The organism is Scytonema hankhaensis NUACC26 (genome assembly GCF_045865695.1).
Taxonomy (GTDB): domain Bacteria; phylum Cyanobacteriota; class Cyanobacteriia; order Cyanobacteriales; family Nostocaceae; genus Scytonema.
The window spans coordinates 21,433-37,487 of sequence record NZ_BAACAP010000247.1 but is presented as its reverse complement, the minus strand read 5'-3'; the positions used below and the strand labels follow the sequence as shown (position 1 = coordinate 37,487).

Sequence of the window (16,055 nt, the reverse complement as noted above, 5' to 3'; positions counted from 1 at the left end):
TAATCGCACTAACATTATATACACAAAATCACCGAATGTAGTATTCGGTGAAAAGATTAACGTCAATCATTAATAGTATTATAATCAACTATCAAACCTATGATAAGTATCTATATGATTACAAACGTATTGTTCAAGCTCATAAGTACGAGCAGATAGTTCGCGTATCATTGATTCTAATATTAGTACGCGTTGTTCGTTATTTACGTTGTTCGTATTGAATAATGTGTGAAGTTTGTTTGGTTTAGCATAATTACCATACTTATCATTCAATATACCATTTATCCATATAACTAAATCATCAATGGTAGAAAAATAAAGGTCGTCTGCTACGTTGTATGAGTGCTTGTTCGTACAAAGTGCGTGTATGGCTGTTATGTCCTGTACGTCATATCTAATTTCAATCATGCGTTCGTCGTCTTCATAAGATGAGCTAACGACACTTCCGCCGATTAATCGATACTCAAATGGTAGATGAGATAGGGCGGTTTTTATCTCAGTAAGATAAGCTTCACCTAAACTACGCGGTTGTAGATTGTCTCGGTTCTTCTGTTTGTCAGCTATGGAGCGCAATACACCTGATAAACGATCGCACCATTCCTCTGTATGAACCTTGTTTTCTATCCCAAACGCTTTATTCAATTCCCATACGCATTCTCTCACACTATGGGCGCACTTCGTACAACAGAGTTCGGTACCTATTCGTTCTATGTGTATGACGAATGGAATACCGAGCATATCTTTAGTTATGCGCGTGTCGTATTCAACTTTTATTTTTGTTACGTTGTCAATGTCGCGAAAATAACCAATCCACTTACCCGTTTTGTTATCATTGAATTCTGATTTAAATGGTAGATGGTATATAGCATTCTTAAATTCCTCTATCTTCTTTTTTCTATCATCATTTTTATTAACGTACATATAGTTCATTCTTTTCCTTATTTGTATAGCTCATTAAGCTTGACCAATGACTGCGTTCGATATGTTGTACCGAACATATTATATATGTATTGTAGTGAATGAGTAGTAAAAGTGTTAACATTATTCCTCACTACCTTCAAATATCTTCTCGATCTTGATAATATGTTGTATTGCTGTAAACACTAGTTCGGGATTATCTAGATAAGTTATATCAAATTTGTATTCAATTGACCAACTACAATCGTCCACGATTACTATTAGATCGTTATTCATATTACCTCATCAATTAGTGCATATTGTTTTGCCTGCTCAGCAGTCAAAAATGTTTCTACATCTATCATAGTTCTAGTAATGAACGTATGTTTATTATATATAGAACAAACAATATCATCAAGAGTATCTAAAAACTTAATGTTACTTTTCAAGTAAGCGAGCGTACCATCATTACCACTACTTATAGGATGTATTAGGAAATTAGTGTGTGCTGTACATAGCCTTCGTTTTGCACCGAGCATGACAATAGTACCACTACTAGCAACATATCCTTCGCAAACTACAGTTACGTTAAGAGAACTCTGATTCAAGATATCATACATCCTCAAAGCACTTGTTACTCTACCACCATCGGAACACAGATACAACGTAATATTCTTATTCTGTTTATCTGAATACCTTGTTTCTAACTCGCGCAAATAATATACAAACTGATGAGCGCTTTCGTTATCGATGTTGCCAGTGAAGTACATAGCGTTCGCTGCTATCTCACAAACCATATGTTTCTTTAATACAATAAAACTATAAGAACATCATAATCGAAACAAACATGATATCGCCAGCCGAACGCGAGAAATTGCGTAAAGAGTTGGAGCGAATAGAAAAAGAACAATTTGAACTACAACTACGCGAACAAGAAAGAAATGATGCCGAAATCGTATCGTTGATAGAAGAACACAACTATCAAGAAGCATATGAATCAAGTTATGGATTTCTAACACACAGTTGGAAAACATTTGAACCAAGTAACTTCATACCTGCCAAACACCTTCATGCAATAGGTGAACATCTAGATGCTTGTTTGCGTGGAGAAATCAAGAACCTCATAGTGAACATACCACCTCGTTGCAGTAAGAGTTCACTAATCACTAAGGCATTTCCAGCATACGTTTGGGTTAAAGATCCGGGTAAGCGTATTATCAACATCAGTTACAGTAAACGATTAGCAGTAGGAGACAGTCTGATATCGCGCCAGATAATAGACAGTCAGTGGTATCAGCACGGTTTAAACACGGTATGGAAAGAAGTCAACGATTGGGAATCTGTATGGGAATTGAGTAAAAGTCAAAACACAAAAGAGGACTATCGCAACACAAGTGATGGTAGGCGTTTTGCTACATCCACCGGAGGTACTTTAACTGGTGTGGGCGGCAACCTAATTATTATCGATGACCCATTAGATCCTGAAATGGCACACTCGAAAATTGAGCGTGAGAATTGCAACGAGTGGTCATCTCAAACACTTCCATCACGTTTGGACGATAAAGTTAATGGTGTGATGATACTGGTGCAACAAAGACTGCACGAGGAAGACCTTACCGGATATTTCTTAGATCAAGGTATTTGGGAACATCTATACATTCCAATGGAGTTTGAAGAGAGTCGCCGTTTTTGGACGAAAATCGGTTGGACGGACTGGCGAGTCAAAGACAAAGAACTGATGGATAACGATCGCCATCCCAGAGAAGTGGTAGAAGAATTGAAACTGAAGATGGGCGAATATGGTTACTCCGGTCAGTACCAACAGAATCCCGTACCTCTAGGTGGTGGACTCATTAAAGAAAACTGGTGGAAAACTTGGTACATTTTACCTTCATACTTTGATAGCACTTGTATGGTGTTCGACTTATCGTTTAAGGGGGATGTGACTAGTGACAATAATGCTCTGATAGTCATAGGACGTAAGGACAATAAATTCTATGTGATAGATCTCGTGTACGGCAAAATGGATATAGTCGGACAATTGGATGCTATCAAAACATTGGTAGAAAAATACCCGTATGTTCGTTCCAAACTGGTTGAAGATAAAGCAAATGGGAGCGCTGCTTGGTCGTTATTGAATCGTACAGTAACAGGACTTAACAAAGTCGATCCGAAAGGTATTGCTAAAGATGTACGTATCATGTCGATGATACCAGAGATAAATGCTGGCAACATTTTTCTCCCAGACCCAGATGTTCATCCTTGGATAAAACCATTGTTAAGTGAAGCAAAGATGTTTCCTAAAGGTAAAAACGATGACGCTTTAGATGCTCTAAGTTATAGTATCGACTATCTTGTTGGTTCAAACAATTTTACACGAATGCCAACGGAAGTTGTTACTGAAACGCCTGAAGTTGTACAACGACAAGATATCAGACAGTATTTTCAAGAAGCGAAGCATTACAACACACCTGTTCAAATATCGCGCAATTACGTGCAAGGATTATTTAACTAATTGTTAGAATAATGAAAATACTTTAGATAATATATGACTGTTGCTCAACAACTGAAACGCGCACAAAAACTTCAACATAAGGTATGTTTGTTTTTAGAGAACGTACCATTTCCATATGAAGATTCTATAGTTAAACACATAGGACGAAGTGATATTACGTTCGTTGTACCACTAATGACGAAAGATGGTAACGCATTATGCGAATATGTTATATCCCGTAAACTTGTAGTAGGTGGCGGATACGTCATTGCATCTGTTGATATACCACCTATGAAAAATGACGATGAAGGTATGAGTTGGTTTGATATAATATAACGTACACTATGTGTACGTATGACAATGAAATTACCAATTGAGGAGTACTTCAAGTATCATCCGCCAAAAACGGACGATAGAATCAAAAAGCACAATATCATCAATGATGCGGCTCTCAGATTTGCAAGAGTAATTGAAGAAAACTGCAAAGATGAAGAGTGTAGAAAAATGGCAATAGTAGCGTTACAGCAAGCAAAAATGTTCGCCAATCAAGGAGCGATGGTTGATGAGTTGGTTGATATGTAAAACATATGATATTCCTATCTGACATACAAACAATTGAATTTAGTAGAAAAATAGGTAGTAAGGATAAAAGTAAAAGGATGCGTCGAGCAATAGCGATCGCAGGTGGTGTAGCATTAGCGAGAGCAGGTGTGAACGGCGCACTTTTATTTCCTATTTGTATGGGTTAGTTGAACGGTACGACTATTTTTGTGTGATGAAAGAATTCATCGTAATTAGAGTTACGTCTGTTTTCATTTCTGTATTTACAGAAACAATCAATACCTTGAAGTTGGCGGCGTTCTTCATCTGTTAGTGAGTTGAGTAACTGATAGAAAAACTCACAATCAAAATCATATTGTCTAAGAAAGTCAGAGCTTACTTTACGAGCGCTGTGCCTGAAAAGTAAGTAGCAGTCTTCATGGAAAAGGTTATTCTCGTTCTGAATAGATATCAGAGATGTAGACAAAACTGTTTTCAGAAGGCGGCGCTCATCTTGTGACAATAAACTCAAATGAAAATGGAATGTTGTGGCACTGTAATCTGGTTTTCTATAAGGAACAGTTACTTTGCGGTTAGTGTTATCTGCGAAAAAGAACTCAACGATATAACTCATATTCTTTTACTATACATTTGAATAATAAATAACCTCCACTTAAATAGTAGAGGTCTAATATTGTGCGATCGCGTAACTATGCAGCTTCGGATTCAGATACTTCGTGACCGTAACGCAACAGAGAACGATATGCGTCGGAAGGAATGAATTTAGGACAATCGTGTTCGGGAACAGTTACTTCACCTTCCGGTAACTTAGCGGTAATTGTATTGCGAATGGTACGTTCAGCAACAGTTACTTTACTGAATGTGCCGAATCCTTTGATTTTAACATCTTCAGTTACAGATACAGCTTTGATAATTTTAAATAATTGAGCTACAAGGAAGCGCATCTTGTATGATGCTACAGGTTCATTGAATTCAGCAAGCATAGCTTTATTTAATGAATTAGATAAATCTTGTACGTTCATGGTGTTTGTATGTATGTTTAATACTGGACGTTTGTTATACTCTTATTATAATGTAGATATAGAATGAATGACAATAGTAAACTAGGTATATGGTAGAAAAAATAAACTGGTATAACGACCCTATTAATGGAAGATATCTATTTGCCAACGAACTCATTGAGCTAGGTGTTAATAGAAGCGAGATATCTGATGCATTCGATATAGACAGACTACGCATACCCGAAGAGATAGCCGAACGACTATTACGTAAACGTTATTGGGTGAAGCGTGAGGATATAGCTGAAGTAAAGAAAGTGTGGTATTCAAATCTTCATGCAAGATGGTGGGAACTGCACTATCGACGCAAAGGTGAGAGTGAATGGTATGACTTATTCAATAATGACCCGGAATGGGTATATGATTTATTGGTTGATACAATAAATAAAGGAGTAGAGTAATGAACGATGATTTTTTGTACAACACAGGTCGCTTTAAAGATGAGATGGTAGAAAAAGCTACGATTGAGTTTTACAAAATGAAAGAAGAGTTAGGATACGATTATGCAAAACACCTTTCAGATAAACTACACGAACAAGTACGGGAGGATTTCAACGAAGCAGTCAAACGAGCAAAAGAGCAACTAACACCCGAACAGATAGAACATCGGAAACTACAATTAAACAAACCTATACTTGGAGTAACACTGGACTTGATTATTATTGACGATCCGTATTATCCAATAAAGATAACAACGGATGAGTTAATTAAACGTCGAGAGGCGATCGTTTACAATCAAAAAGATGAATATGATGAAGTTATAAACAAAAGAATAGAAAATGATAAATAACTGGGAACAATTAGAATTAGATATAATAAACAAAAGATTATACAAACAACTAAGACCAATATACAATGAACTAAAAGTAAAAGGATTTAAAACAATGAGTAAACGTAAAATGGAAGAATCGGCAACTGAAGTAATTAGTATCAAAGTAACTCCATCTCAGAAGAGGGAGATAGAAGAAGCGGCGAAAATGGATAAACGTAGTTTGAGTAGTTACGTCAAGATACTATTGGGTTTATTATAATAATAGGTATACAACATGGACATACAAACTCATCATATATGATGTCCATGTTTGGTAATTAAAACTATAAATTAATCATACAATAATGGAACTCGTAAAAGCATTTGAATTTAACAACGCAGAAGTATACCAACGTCCATCAGACGGATATTGGAATCTGACTCAGATGTGCAGCGCTGGGGGAAAGAGGCTCGACCATTTTTTTGAGAACAAATGGACAAAAGCTTACCTGGAAAGCGTTTCGGCGATCGCCGGAAAACCGGGGAACGAATTAATCAACACAAAAAAGGGTGGCAACAATAAAGAACAAGGTACATGGGCACATGAGGTAATCGCCATTCGGTTGGCTCAATGGTTGTCGCCGGAGTTTTCGGCAAAGGTGGATGTATTTTTGTATCGACTTAAGAAACAATACAAGAATGGGTTTGAGGAGTACGTATTACTGAAAAATCAAAAGCAAGCAAAACCCACACTAGCTCTGTTACCTTATGATGAAGTTGACCTACAATACAGAATTCATAATTGGGTGAATTTGTGTGCAGATAACGCTCGATTCAATGTTGAGGTACCGCTACGAAGTAAATACAACGATACTTTAATTCGAGTAGACTTCATCAAAAACAATCCACGCAACGTAATCGCCTATGAGTTGAAAAAGGAAAAAGTAACGTTGAATGACATCAATGAAAAACTAGCACACAAAGCGTATTTCCAAATAATCGAGCAACATTTTGGAAACCGCCCACTTAAAATTATTTTTCTATCGCCGAAAGGAATTGAGGATGCGGCGCTTACAATGATGTACAATATGCCAAATATTGGTTTTCAGACAGTTCATGAGTTATGCTATACCTACTATATGAAAGGAATCAACAATAAATATAAGCACAATATGATTCAATTACACAATCAGATATTGACCAATCGTTATAATTATTTATTCGATGAATCCTTTGTTGATTTAGTGAAACAAACAATATCTAAAGGTAATGGTAACAAACAACTAGTACTAGCAGCATAACCATATCAAACACTATTATACTCCTATAATGAATATGGCGTTTAAATAAATAGATGAACTATAGGATTAATTGATATGAATGAATATAACGAATATAAACATAAGGTAAATGGTATTGTTTTGATATCCGATTTGATGGGTAAAGTAACGAAACACGTACTCACATTACATCCAAATATTGAAGAGTTTTATTGGAGATACGTAAACGACAAGTATTGTTGTCGAATAACGTTTACATGGTTCATGTATGGACAACGATATAACTTTTCATACAAGATATCGAATCATGTACTCGAACAACTACCATTAGAAATAAATAATATAGTTCTAAATTTTATACGAGAGATTGAAGTGTACTTATAATGAGATGTACCAAGTGCAATAACACCGGAGAATACAAAATTATCCATTATAGTTGGCAACAACAAACTGAAACAATAACACACGTTTGTGATTGTGTGTATGGTAATGAAGTAAGACTTTGGAGGGCAGCACGACCGATAGATACCGAAGGACTGGTTAATGAATTGGAACGATTGATTATGGAAATGGATTGTAAGGCTGACACAAATGAATAAACTCCACAATATAGGTAAGATAATATCTGAAGTAACGAACTATGTATTGACTAATTCATACTACTTTACTGGTAATCTGAAGTGGGAGTATCAGGAATATGTGGATTACCATACAAACGAGATAGACTATATTGATTTACATCTGAAATGGAAGGTTGATAGTACGGAACAAATCTTCATGCGTCGTCTTGACTACAGCTACTTGAATGATGAATCGTACATATCTTACTTAATCAAAGTCACAATTAATGGTTACAACGAATCTGTTGTTCGTTAAAAACAATCGCCCAACCGTGTCCGATGTCAAACATCTGGCAGTGTTTGAACTTAGGACACGAATATTTTAGACGACTGGAAGTTTGTCGCGATTCTTCTGCAAATAAACATACAACAACAATGACGAAAAATCAATGTGACCTATGGAATAATTCAACGTTTCATATTGATGCGATACCAATAACGCAGTCTCATCGTTAGTGCAAATTATCAACCAATATATGATTGAAGCATTTTACATACCGGAATTAGAACAAGAAAGTAATTATTGTCAAGATTTTCGTGCTACACCAATTGAAACTTTATACAATTAACATTGTGTAATGTTTTTATGAAGTAATTATGAATACTATTCTTACAGAACGAGAAAAAGAAATTGCCGAATTGGTTGCTACGGGGATGCGATTGAAGGATATCGCTAAGCAATTATACTTGTCACAATCAACAATATCAACTCATCTTGATAATGTTTATAAAAAAAGAGGGGTGCGAAATAAGACTGAGTTGGCGATACTTATGATTGAAGAAAAGTATAAATAAATAAAAAAGCCTAGTATACAAGATATACTAGGCATCATCAGTCTATGGAAATCTTTTCATTCGTTATCGGAAGTCATATTTTGTTTTTTACGAGATCTTTCAACTCTATCTACGATAACATCAACCAAGTATTCTTCTGGAGTTTTACCCTCAAGTAAAGCTTTTGCTTTTATTTCCGAATCATGAATATCGTTATTATTTTTTGTGTACACGTGCATTGCTGTTGAGATAGAATCTGATATATCTTTATTATTGGCGGCAGCAGCACGTGCTAATTTGATGTATAGCTGAATGGGTATTTTATTTGTTGTTACTCGTTTATCGAGTAAATCGCCTAATACACCTCGTTCGTGCAACATCTCTATGACTTTTTCGATATTTGCCATTTTTTTGAAAAGGGGGTTGACGTTGTACAGAATCATGGTAGCATCTAAATGTAGAAAAAGAAAGGATGCCCAGTAGAAAGTGGCACAACACAATCTACCAGGACTTCTCGCAATGTAGACTACAACTACAAAGGAGCACATTTATCATGTCACAAACTAAGACGATTGCGATCGCTAAAGATGCTGAAAAAAGGAATGAATTATACCCTAATTCGCTACACAATAATGAGTATGTAGAAGAAATAGCGGCAATTCAAGTTCGTAATATACCAGATGGTAAGAAACGCGCACTAATTAAAGCAGTACTTCAACGACAGGTAATTCAAGGTAAACGTGGTGGAGGACGTACCTCTTAATTTTTCTACCACTTCCCATTAATAGCTGCGTCATTTATTGCTCAGTGTATAGCTGAGCTTTCTTATTTATGAATACTGATGATTACTATCGTGTGGAAATTGCTGCTGGCATTGTAGCGTGGGTACGAATAGATCCGGGTGAGTATACAGTTACGATTGAGATAAACAATGGACTGTACTTCAAATACTTTGGCGGATTGTATACTCAGAGTCCGATATCGTTACATATTGTAACTAGGGAAAGAGCGCAACAGGATAATTAGATAAAGCACAGTAGGATATACCCCGTATGTAATGTACGGGGTTTTTGTTTCAAGGTAGTTGTTTAATAGAGTAACAACCTGGATTGCGCCGCACTTTATACCAGCGTTGTTGTTTTTGTCCTTGTTGTAGTTGCGAGCGTATACGATCGCTTGCTACCTTGTGTTGCTCTTTCGGTAAATCACCATATAACTTTTTGGTAATGAAATCAGCGTGAAATGCTTGCTCTGGTGCTTCTAGCATTATAGATTCAACGAGGGATATGATTGTTTTACCTCGATATTCTGGAAGCACTTGTACTGTTGTGGATGCGGGTTTTACTTTCGGTGGAGAATAGTTGATAGGTTGGATTGCCGCCTCTTTTATTTCAGTGATATGAGCTTTCTGTTGTAATGGAGTATGGTGTTCCTCTTCCCTTTTTCTATCCTCTTGTTCGTATCCGAGTAGCAATTGGTTGATGCGTTCTATCTGTAGCAACCGCCAGTCCACTTCGTTTTGGTAGCGTACCTTTTCTTCCAGTAATATTGCAATGAGTTCCGGGTGGTTCATGTTTTTCTACAATCGACATTGATTATTGTAGATAAAATGTGTCGGATGCGACATATTATTTGCTGAATGGGCGCGATTCGGTAAACCGTAATTATTAGTACGGTTTACCGAATCAAATATATAAGTAACAGACTTACAGTTAAACCCAAAATTATAAACATCTTTAACGACTCGTATTCAGCATTTTCTCTAAGGTACGTTTGTACCTCAATGATTCGTTGTTCGTGTCCGGCTATTGCCTCTTCGCGTGTTGAATAACGATACATCGAATAATCGCTATCCTCGTAAAAAACCATTGTTTCATACAGCACTGGTTCTTCGCCGTAAAATAAAGCATGATTGATACAAAGGAAAACTGTAGATATGTAGAATTTACCAATGCGTGTTTTATCGATCGAATTGTTCTTCATGCATTGGTTTATTTTGAACATATCATCATTTGGGACTGCTTCGCCGTTCTCGTCAAGAGTATAATATAGCTATCGCATGATACTTCTCCATCAGCTAGCAATTCTAATAGGTATGGGGTATGTTGTTACGATAACTTTACACATTTCATCCCAGACAAACATATCGACGACTATAGATTCGCTAGTTCTCTCTTGAAAGCGTTGCATTGCTAGAATTTCTTGATAGCGTTTAATCATTTTTCTAATAAGTCCAAGTGCAAGTTTTCGCAAATCTATTTTCCAATAACCATTTTCATCTAGAAGCATTCTAAATGCTGATAGGATGGGAAATACGTACATTCTAGATGGTAATTTACATTTAAGAATCTTACCATCTGGTAGATGAGTGCATTGTTTAATTGTTTTTGGTTGTTTTACATATTTAATCGTTTTAGTAATACTAAGAGAATCTATCTGCTCGGAAATTTCGTTTTGAAGAAAAAGAACATCTTGGATCAGATATGATAATTCTTTAATTCGTGGCATACGTTTATTGCTGCTAATTCCAGTTCTTGCAACATTGATAGGATGGCGTTTACTGAGATCGAGCGAACTAATCCTATAATTAGAATCGAGTAAAAGCAGAAGCGTAAATACTCTTTCTACAGAACAATATATGTCGTCATAAGTATTAGGTTCATTATCGTAAAATCGAATATATGGATATTTTTCTAAATACGGTTTGACCCAATCATATTGCCCTTGGTAATTTCTAATGGTGGATTCGGTCACTTTACCTGAAGTGTTAAGAGCGATCGCAAGGGTGCGAATCTGCTCGTCTGTAAGGTTTTGATATATTCTCAGTGTCAGGTAAACGTTATCGAGAGATGTCGTGTTTTCAAAGAAAGCTGTTCGCAGAGCGAGCAACCTATGTCCGCCATCAAGCACTCCATCGCCAAGCTTTCTACCATTGTCGCCAACTTCTGCTAAAGTCAGATTCAAGATTGTACCACTCGTTCGGTATTTGAGAACGCTTACGGCAATAGGATTTGGTATTTCAAAAGCTTCTTTTCGGGATATAGATTCGCGAATACTGTTGACAATGGATGTTGTGACGTGATTTTTGGCAGGTCGCCGTACATTAGGAACGAGTATCTCCATCCACTGATTGCCCTGTAAGTACGGCATAAAGTCAAAAGCGCGAACCTTGACCTCAAAGTATTCGGTTGCTGCTTTGGAAAAATGAGCGGCTTCAACAATCTTGAGTTGTATTGAGATCGTCATATCTGTAAATTTTTGTTCATTGCGAACAATGTTAGAACAGACAAAAACTTTTATCTTACGGAATAATACTTAAATTTGACCTTTTATTTTATACTAATGTACTGTTTTAGGAATGCAAATTCGAGTCAAGTTATTCGGTTTACCGAACTCTGGATTACGGTAAACCGAATCTGTTGGTGAAAGATGCAGTGGATATTGGGTTATTTGCAGGATATAATGTGTGCATTACAGATCAATTCAAAGAAGGAGAAAATTACACATGAGGATAAATGTATGTCGAAGGTATGTACAAAATGCTTGGTTGAGTATGTAGACGTGGATGGGAATTTCAACAAATGCAAAAAAGTAAAGAGTGGACTACATAGTTGGTGTAAGCAATGCGTAAAGCAGTACCGAAGTAAATATCATTCTGAAAATAAGAAAGAATTAAACGAAAAACGAAGAGAATATAGATCGGAAAACAAAGAAATAGTTAGGGAGCAAGAACAAAAACAGAGATCGAAAGACAGACAAAAATACAATCAAATGCGTATGAATTGGACTATAAAAAATCCAGAAAAAGTATTATTGATAAAAGCTAGAGAGCGTGTAAAATTGAAAAACTTGGAAATGGATATAACGGAAAATGACATAATAATTCCAGATCTTTGCCCCATGTTAGGGATACCTTTGATATCACACAGAGGTAAGGGTATACAGAGTGACAACTCACCATCGCTTGATAGAATAGATCCAAAACTAGGATATATAAAAGGTAATATTCATGTAATTAGCGTAAGAGCCAATAAAATAAAAAACGATGCAACGACAGAAGAACTAGGTTTGATCTACGAATACCTGAAATCGCTGGAGAAGGCAGCATAACAGAAACCCGGAGCCGTAAACTCCGGGTTTTGTTTATTTTATTAGAGCTTTCAATCGCTCTATTTCTTCACGTAACCAAGCATTTTCTAATCGCAATCTTTTCAATTCGCTAGCTTCTCCTTTACCTTCCATCATCTTGTCGAATGCCTTGTTAAATGTCGTAATGCTCATCCACTTCTGATAAGTTTTAGCGTGTTCTTCCAAGCTATGCCCCATCCATTTACTAGCAATGTCAACTGGTATTTCCAGTTCTGTTGCGCGAATAGCATAGCGATGTCGCAGGTCGTATGCAGGTTGATTGAATCCGGCTTTGTGAAATAGTTTGTTGAGCCAACTGATTTTGTATTCTAGTTTGCTAGATGAGGTTTTGATACGAAATACATTCTTAAGATCGAATCGTTCAACCCATTCTGGATGCAACGGATAAACTTCTCTCTCTCCTGTTTTAGTGTCTTCTGGTACATAAAGAATATGTCTCTTATTAGATGGATCTGTGAACTGAGCAAGTTCGCCATCTGTTAATTGAAACAGTTCGGATGGGCGCAATCCATAAGTGGCAATCATACCAAACGACCAACCGACATCTGGAGCCATATTGTCAAACGTAGCTTCAATATAACCATCAGTCGGAAGCGATCGTTTATTTGGTTTGTATCTGCATTTGAACTTTTTCCAATCTATTTCATCCTTAATTCCAATATGATCTGCTAGACATTTTACGACACGAATGAGGTCATGTCTTGGTTTGCTATTTGGTTGTGTTTTTTCTATCCATTTGAAGATATTCGTCTCTGTTAGTAAGTCGTCGTCTGGAATCTTTAGAAAAATATCAGAGTAACTTTTTTCCCAAGTATTGAGAGTTTTGCGAGTTTTTTCACGAGACAACCAGTAACTATTTTCAAATTCAATTTTGAGAATGCTAGCTGGCTTTGGTTTGGATGCTTCCGATTTTTTCTCTTGAAATTCGGGAAGCAAGCTCCACCATTCCTTACCACCAGCATTGAGATAACTATCTATTTCACGACACTTTATTTCAGCTTCAGCGACTCCAGATAGCGTCGCATCTGTAAAAGGTATCCAATAACGTTTAGTAGGCGTTTCACCATCATCGGGCATTGTAGGTAGCGTTCCACGAATGTAAATTCGTTTTGTCTTTCTATCAACCAATGCTCTTGATTTACCGTTGATATTCAGACGTTCGTTTGTGGCAATAATTGCCGTATCAACCAACACCAGTATGTTTTGCTGACTCATGCGAGATTCTTCCCCAACGTAACCGCGATTGACCATATTTTTCTACACTTTTTTCTACAATCGATTTATTTTGATGTCATCAGTGTATGTACTGAAAGACTTGCAAGTCCTATTATAGCATAAGTCAGACAGATTGCTAATCTGTTGGGGCGTTTTGGCGCTCCCGAGGGTTCGAATCCCTCCCTCTCCGTTGTTTCAGTGATTAATGAAGACTGATGAGAAGCTATTTTTATCAAAATCTTCATCAATTTTGCATTTGGAGAGTAAATTTATTAAGTAATTAACTGTTGTATTAATTGTATAAATTTTATCATATTTTTCATCAGTACATTCAAGTTGGTTTTTTTATAAATCTGTCTTTGGAGTAATGCAAATAAATGCTATGTTTATGTCTTCTTTCAAGTTATTGGACAAATTTATCAGATAACTTTCAGGATATTAGCTAATAAAAAGCTTGGTTATAAGCCTAGCTTCAATATTGTTCATTTTGCTAGTGTGCTACCAGTGTGCTACTCAGACTTTTTGGTAAGCCTCTAATTGCGCTTTTAACTTTGTAATCTCTTCTTTTAACCAGGCATTCTCTAACCTTAGCTTTTCAACTTCTGTACTACTTCTCTCAACGCAAGAAACTCCGGCACAACTGATTAGTGGTCACTGATTACTGGTCACTGTTATTATTTATCTTCTGGAGCCAATATAAGAGTTGAACTCACCTAATAGGGTAGTACATTACATAATATTTTGATGAGTTAAGCTCAGTCTAGCTCCCCGACTTCTTGAAGAAGTTGGGGAGCTGAATAAATTTGAGCAAGCTTACCCATTAGAACTTATACGACAGGGTACTACTCAAAACTTCATCTTATATTTAAGCTCTTAATAAAGAAGAGAGGAGTGAAATTGACTGTATGCAAAGAACGAGCACAGCCTTAGTCTTAGCTTTAATAACAACAGGAATTGGTTTCCTGACAGCAGCGTGTGACACCCAAGCCCCTAATACCCCAACAACTAGTAGTGGTAACACAACACCCGGAAGCTCAAATACAACTGCTAGCGGTAGCGGGTTAAAAATTGGTTCCTTACTTCCGGCAACTGGAGATTTGGCTTCCATCGGACAGCAAATGATACCCGCCGTTCCCTTTCTTGTGGAAACTGTTAATGCCTGTGGCGGTGTCAATGGTCAACCCGTAACATTAATTCAGGTAGACGACCAAACCGATCCTAAAGCAGGTGCAGCTGGTATGACAAAACTAGCGACTGTGGATAAGGTAGCAGGTGTGGTAGGTTCCTTTGCTAGTAGTGTTTCTACCGCAGCTGTGTCAATTGCCGCACAAAACAAAGTCATGCTCATTTCTCCCGGTAGCACAAGCCCCGTATTTACCGAACAAGCAAAAAAAGGAGATTTTAAAGGCTTTTGGGCGCGTACCGTTCCACCTGATAGCTATCAAGGTCCAGCCCTTGCAACATTAGCAAATAAAAGAGGTTACAAGCGAGTTTCTACCCTTGTAATTAATAATGATTACGGTGTTGGTTTTGAACAAGCATTTGTAAAAGCTTTTGAAAAATTAGGGGGAACTGTTGTAAATAAAAGCAACCCAGTTCGCTACGACCCCAAATCAACTACCTTTGAGAGTGAAGCTGCAGCAGCTTTCGGAGGTAAACCGGATGCAGTTCTGGGAGTTTTTTACGTAGAAACAGGAAGCTTGCTTTTAAAATCAGCATACCAACAAGGATTGCTACAGGGGGTTCAGGTGATGCTGACTGATGGTATGAAGTCAGACGAATTTCCCCAACAAGTTGGCAAAACAAATGATGGAAAGTATATTGTCACTGGAGTTATTGGTACGGTACCGGGTTCTGATGGGAAAGCATTAGATTTTCTTACCAAACTTTGGCAATCGAAAAAAGGGAGTTCGCCAGGAGAATTCGCTCCCCAATCATGGGATGCAACTGCTTTACTAGTACTAGCGGCACAAGCTGCTAAGGAGAACACCGGTACGGGTATAGCAAATAAAATCCGTGAGGTCTCTAATGCTCCGGGTGTAGAAGTCACCGATGTTTGCGAGGGATTGAAGTTACTGAAAGAAGGGAAAGATATTAATTACCAAGGAGCGAGTGGCAACGTTGATGTTGATGAAAACGGTGATGTCATCGGTATCTACAATGTCTGGAGTGTTGAAGCTGACGGTAAACTTAAAACAATCGATAAAGTGAGTCCAAAGTGACACCATTTTGGATTTTGGATTTACCCCACCTTAG

24 protein-coding genes are annotated in these 16,055 nt (G+C 37.1%); 14 read left to right on the top strand and 10 right to left on the bottom strand.

What is annotated here, in order from left to right:
* Positions 1-84: 84 nt before the first annotated feature.
* From ACKTT2_RS44410 to ACKTT2_RS44400, 3 genes are all read right to left on the bottom strand, one after another.
* Entirely contained in the window at positions 85-738 is a 654-nt protein-coding gene (locus tag ACKTT2_RS44410) for a hypothetical protein (RefSeq protein WP_407898714.1), read from the bottom strand.
* 303 nt (positions 739-1,041) lie between these two features.
* Complete coding sequence (locus ACKTT2_RS44405) at positions 1,042-1,194, bottom strand: hypothetical protein (RefSeq protein ID WP_407898712.1); 153 nt, start codon at positions 1,192-1,194, stop codon at positions 1,042-1,044.
* Positions 1,191-1,694, bottom strand: coding sequence for a ClpP family protease (locus tag ACKTT2_RS44400; protein ID WP_407898709.1), 504 nt, complete (start codon positions 1,692-1,694; stop codon positions 1,191-1,193). The genes ACKTT2_RS44405 and ACKTT2_RS44400 overlap by 4 nt, the downstream gene beginning before the upstream one ends.
* Before the next feature lie 50 nt (positions 1,695-1,744).
* Here ACKTT2_RS44400 and terL point away from each other — a divergent pair, with 50 nt between their 5' ends.
* From terL to ACKTT2_RS44380, 4 genes are read left to right on the top strand one after another with little or no spacing between them, the layout of a single operon-like run.
* The gene (gene terL / locus ACKTT2_RS44395; protein ID WP_407898707.1) at positions 1,745-3,412 is read left to right on the top strand and encodes a phage terminase large subunit; all 1,668 of its coding nucleotides are present in this window, start codon (positions 1,745-1,747) and stop codon (positions 3,410-3,412) included.
* 33 nt (positions 3,413-3,445) lie between these two features.
* Positions 3,446-3,727 carry a hypothetical protein gene (locus ACKTT2_RS44390; protein ID WP_407898705.1) on the top strand — a complete coding sequence of 94 codons (282 nt, stop codon included), beginning with the start codon at positions 3,446-3,448 and terminating at the stop codon, positions 3,725-3,727.
* A 24-nt stretch (positions 3,728-3,751) separates the two neighbouring features.
* Complete coding sequence (locus tag ACKTT2_RS44385; protein WP_407898703.1) at positions 3,752-3,973, top strand: Acb2/Tad1 domain-containing protein; 222 nt, start codon at positions 3,752-3,754, stop codon at positions 3,971-3,973.
* Between the two features lie 5 nt (positions 3,974-3,978).
* Complete coding sequence (locus tag ACKTT2_RS44380; RefSeq protein WP_407898701.1) at positions 3,979-4,140, top strand: hypothetical protein; 162 nt, start codon at positions 3,979-3,981, stop codon at positions 4,138-4,140.
* Here the strand turns inward: ACKTT2_RS44380 and ACKTT2_RS44375 are convergent.
* Together ACKTT2_RS44375 and ACKTT2_RS44370 are read right to left on the bottom strand one after the other, a co-directional pair.
* Entirely contained in the window at positions 4,137-4,565 is a 429-nt protein-coding gene (locus ACKTT2_RS44375; protein ID WP_407898699.1) for a hypothetical protein, read from the bottom strand. The genes ACKTT2_RS44380 and ACKTT2_RS44375 overlap by 4 nt on opposite strands.
* Before the next feature lie 76 nt (positions 4,566-4,641).
* Positions 4,642-4,935, bottom strand: coding sequence for an HU family DNA-binding protein (locus ACKTT2_RS44370; protein WP_407898697.1), 294 nt, complete (start codon positions 4,933-4,935; stop codon positions 4,642-4,644).
* A 128-nt stretch (positions 4,936-5,063) separates the two neighbouring features.
* Here ACKTT2_RS44370 and ACKTT2_RS44365 point away from each other — a divergent pair, with 128 nt between their 5' ends.
* The 6 genes from ACKTT2_RS44365 to ACKTT2_RS44340 all read left to right on the top strand — a co-directional run bounded on the left by ACKTT2_RS44365 (position 5,064) and on the right by ACKTT2_RS44340 (position 8,456).
* Positions 5,064-5,411, top strand: coding sequence for a hypothetical protein (locus ACKTT2_RS44365; protein WP_407898694.1), 348 nt, complete (start codon positions 5,064-5,066; stop codon positions 5,409-5,411).
* The gene (locus tag ACKTT2_RS44360; RefSeq protein WP_407898692.1) at positions 5,411-5,800 is read left to right on the top strand and encodes a hypothetical protein; all 390 of its coding nucleotides are present in this window, start codon (positions 5,411-5,413) and stop codon (positions 5,798-5,800) included. Before ACKTT2_RS44365 ends, ACKTT2_RS44360 begins: the two co-directional genes overlap by 1 nt.
* A 94-nt stretch (positions 5,801-5,894) precedes the next feature.
* Positions 5,895-6,041 (top strand): hypothetical protein, encoded by a 147-nt coding sequence (locus ACKTT2_RS44355; RefSeq protein WP_407898690.1) that lies wholly within the window; start codon positions 5,895-5,897, stop codon positions 6,039-6,041.
* Between the two features lie 85 nt (positions 6,042-6,126).
* On the top strand, positions 6,127-7,062 hold the full coding sequence (locus ACKTT2_RS44350) for a KilA-N domain-containing protein (RefSeq protein WP_407898688.1): 936 nt from the start codon (positions 6,127-6,129) through the stop codon (positions 7,060-7,062).
* A gap of 570 nt (positions 7,063-7,632) precedes the next feature.
* Complete coding sequence (locus tag ACKTT2_RS44345) at positions 7,633-7,917, top strand: hypothetical protein (RefSeq protein ID WP_407898686.1); 285 nt, start codon at positions 7,633-7,635, stop codon at positions 7,915-7,917.
* 341 nt (positions 7,918-8,258) lie between these two features.
* Positions 8,259-8,456: a response regulator transcription factor gene (locus ACKTT2_RS44340; protein WP_407898684.1), complete on the top strand. Its 198-nt coding sequence runs from the start codon at positions 8,259-8,261 to the stop codon at positions 8,454-8,456.
* Positions 8,457-8,512: 56 nt separating this feature from the next.
* Here ACKTT2_RS44340 and ACKTT2_RS44335 read toward each other — a convergent pair whose 3' ends face one another.
* Positions 8,513-8,842, bottom strand: a complete 330-nt coding sequence (locus tag ACKTT2_RS44335; protein WP_407898682.1) for a hypothetical protein — start codon at positions 8,840-8,842, stop codon at positions 8,513-8,515.
* A 146-nt stretch (positions 8,843-8,988) separates the two neighbouring features.
* Here ACKTT2_RS44335 and ACKTT2_RS44330 point away from each other — a divergent pair, with 146 nt between their 5' ends.
* Together ACKTT2_RS44330 and ACKTT2_RS44325 are read left to right on the top strand one after the other, a co-directional pair.
* Positions 8,989-9,198 carry a hypothetical protein gene (locus tag ACKTT2_RS44330; protein WP_407898680.1) on the top strand — a complete coding sequence of 70 codons (210 nt, stop codon included), beginning with the start codon at positions 8,989-8,991 and terminating at the stop codon, positions 9,196-9,198.
* A 68-nt stretch (positions 9,199-9,266) separates the two neighbouring features.
* Positions 9,267-9,461, top strand: coding sequence for a hypothetical protein (locus ACKTT2_RS44325; protein WP_407898678.1), 195 nt, complete (start codon positions 9,267-9,269; stop codon positions 9,459-9,461).
* Positions 9,462-9,510: 49 nt separating this feature from the next.
* Here the strand turns inward: ACKTT2_RS44325 and ACKTT2_RS44320 are convergent, their stop codons facing one another.
* From ACKTT2_RS44320 to ACKTT2_RS44310, 3 genes are all read right to left on the bottom strand, one after another.
* Positions 9,511-10,008, bottom strand: a complete 498-nt coding sequence (locus tag ACKTT2_RS44320; protein ID WP_407898676.1) for a hypothetical protein — start codon at positions 10,006-10,008, stop codon at positions 9,511-9,513.
* A gap of 104 nt (positions 10,009-10,112) precedes the next feature.
* Positions 10,113-10,418 carry a hypothetical protein gene (locus ACKTT2_RS44315; protein WP_407898674.1) on the bottom strand — a complete coding sequence of 102 codons (306 nt, stop codon included), beginning with the start codon at positions 10,416-10,418 and terminating at the stop codon, positions 10,113-10,115.
* Between the two features lie 90 nt (positions 10,419-10,508).
* Positions 10,509-11,681: an AIPR family protein gene (locus ACKTT2_RS44310; RefSeq protein ID WP_407898672.1), complete on the bottom strand. Its 1,173-nt coding sequence runs from the start codon at positions 11,679-11,681 to the stop codon at positions 10,509-10,511.
* Between the two features lie 183 nt (positions 11,682-11,864).
* Between ACKTT2_RS44310 and ACKTT2_RS44305 the strand changes: the two genes are divergently transcribed.
* Entirely contained in the window at positions 11,865-12,545 is a 681-nt protein-coding gene (locus ACKTT2_RS44305) for a hypothetical protein (RefSeq protein WP_407898670.1), read from the top strand.
* Positions 12,546-12,578: 33 nt separating this feature from the next.
* Here the strand turns inward: ACKTT2_RS44305 and ACKTT2_RS44300 are convergent, their stop codons facing one another.
* Positions 12,579-13,835, bottom strand: a complete 1,257-nt coding sequence (locus ACKTT2_RS44300) for a site-specific integrase (protein ID WP_407898668.1) — start codon at positions 13,833-13,835, stop codon at positions 12,579-12,581.
* Between the two features lie 869 nt (positions 13,836-14,704).
* Between ACKTT2_RS44300 and ACKTT2_RS44295 the strand changes: the two genes are divergently transcribed.
* Positions 14,705-16,021, top strand: coding sequence for an ABC transporter substrate-binding protein (locus tag ACKTT2_RS44295; RefSeq protein WP_407898666.1), 1,317 nt, complete (start codon positions 14,705-14,707; stop codon positions 16,019-16,021).
* Positions 16,022-16,055: the final 34 nt, after the last annotated feature.

Bases quoted from the DNA above. Each gene is read 5' to 3' on its own strand.
- ACKTT2_RS44410 (WP_407898714.1), bottom strand. From the start codon at position 738: ATGCTCGGTATTCCATTCGTCATACACATAGAACGAATAGGTACCGAA.
- ACKTT2_RS44295 (WP_407898666.1), top strand. From the start codon at position 14,705: ATGCAAAGAACGAGCACAGCCTTAGTCTTAGCTTTAATAACAACAGGA.
- ACKTT2_RS44405 (WP_407898712.1), bottom strand. From the start codon at position 1,194: ATGAATAACGATCTAATAGTAATCGTGGACGATTGTAGTTGGTCAATT.
- ACKTT2_RS44330 (WP_407898680.1), top strand. From the start codon at position 8,989: ATGTCACAAACTAAGACGATTGCGATCGCTAAAGATGCTGAAAAAAGG.
- ACKTT2_RS44355 (WP_407898690.1), top strand. From the start codon at position 5,895: ATGAGTAAACGTAAAATGGAAGAATCGGCAACTGAAGTAATTAGTATC.
- ACKTT2_RS44310 (WP_407898672.1), bottom strand. From the start codon at position 11,681: ATGACGATCTCAATACAACTCAAGATTGTTGAAGCCGCTCATTTTTCC.
- ACKTT2_RS44340 (WP_407898684.1), top strand. From the start codon at position 8,259: ATGAATACTATTCTTACAGAACGAGAAAAAGAAATTGCCGAATTGGTT.
- ACKTT2_RS44370 (WP_407898697.1), bottom strand. From the start codon at position 4,935: ATGCTTGCTGAATTCAATGAACCTGTAGCATCATACAAGATGCGCTTC.
- ACKTT2_RS44365 (WP_407898694.1), top strand. From the start codon at position 5,064: ATGGTAGAAAAAATAAACTGGTATAACGACCCTATTAATGGAAGATAT.
- ACKTT2_RS44325 (WP_407898678.1), top strand. From the start codon at position 9,267: ATGAATACTGATGATTACTATCGTGTGGAAATTGCTGCTGGCATTGTA.
- ACKTT2_RS44320 (WP_407898676.1), bottom strand. From the start codon at position 10,008: ATGAACCACCCGGAACTCATTGCAATATTACTGGAAGAAAAGGTACGC.
- ACKTT2_RS44345 (WP_407898686.1), top strand. From the start codon at position 7,633: ATGAATAAACTCCACAATATAGGTAAGATAATATCTGAAGTAACGAAC.
- terL (WP_407898707.1), top strand. From the start codon at position 1,745: ATGATATCGCCAGCCGAACGCGAGAAATTGCGTAAAGAGTTGGAGCGA.
- ACKTT2_RS44315 (WP_407898674.1), bottom strand. From the start codon at position 10,418: ATGAAGAACAATTCGATCGATAAAACACGCATTGGTAAATTCTACATA.
- ACKTT2_RS44350 (WP_407898688.1), top strand. From the start codon at position 6,127: ATGGAACTCGTAAAAGCATTTGAATTTAACAACGCAGAAGTATACCAA.
- ACKTT2_RS44305 (WP_407898670.1), top strand. From the start codon at position 11,865: ATGCAGTGGATATTGGGTTATTTGCAGGATATAATGTGTGCATTACAG.
- ACKTT2_RS44300 (WP_407898668.1), bottom strand. From the start codon at position 13,835: ATGGTCAATCGCGGTTACGTTGGGGAAGAATCTCGCATGAGTCAGCAA.
- ACKTT2_RS44335 (WP_407898682.1), bottom strand. From the start codon at position 8,842: ATGGCAAATATCGAAAAAGTCATAGAGATGTTGCACGAACGAGGTGTA.
- ACKTT2_RS44385 (WP_407898703.1), top strand. From the start codon at position 3,752: ATGAAATTACCAATTGAGGAGTACTTCAAGTATCATCCGCCAAAAACG.
- ACKTT2_RS44360 (WP_407898692.1), top strand. From the start codon at position 5,411: ATGAACGATGATTTTTTGTACAACACAGGTCGCTTTAAAGATGAGATG.
- ACKTT2_RS44400 (WP_407898709.1), bottom strand. From the start codon at position 1,694: ATGGTTTGTGAGATAGCAGCGAACGCTATGTACTTCACTGGCAACATC.
- ACKTT2_RS44375 (WP_407898699.1), bottom strand. From the start codon at position 4,565: ATGAGTTATATCGTTGAGTTCTTTTTCGCAGATAACACTAACCGCAAA.
- ACKTT2_RS44390 (WP_407898705.1), top strand. From the start codon at position 3,446: ATGACTGTTGCTCAACAACTGAAACGCGCACAAAAACTTCAACATAAG.
- ACKTT2_RS44380 (WP_407898701.1), top strand. From the start codon at position 3,979: ATGATATTCCTATCTGACATACAAACAATTGAATTTAGTAGAAAAATA.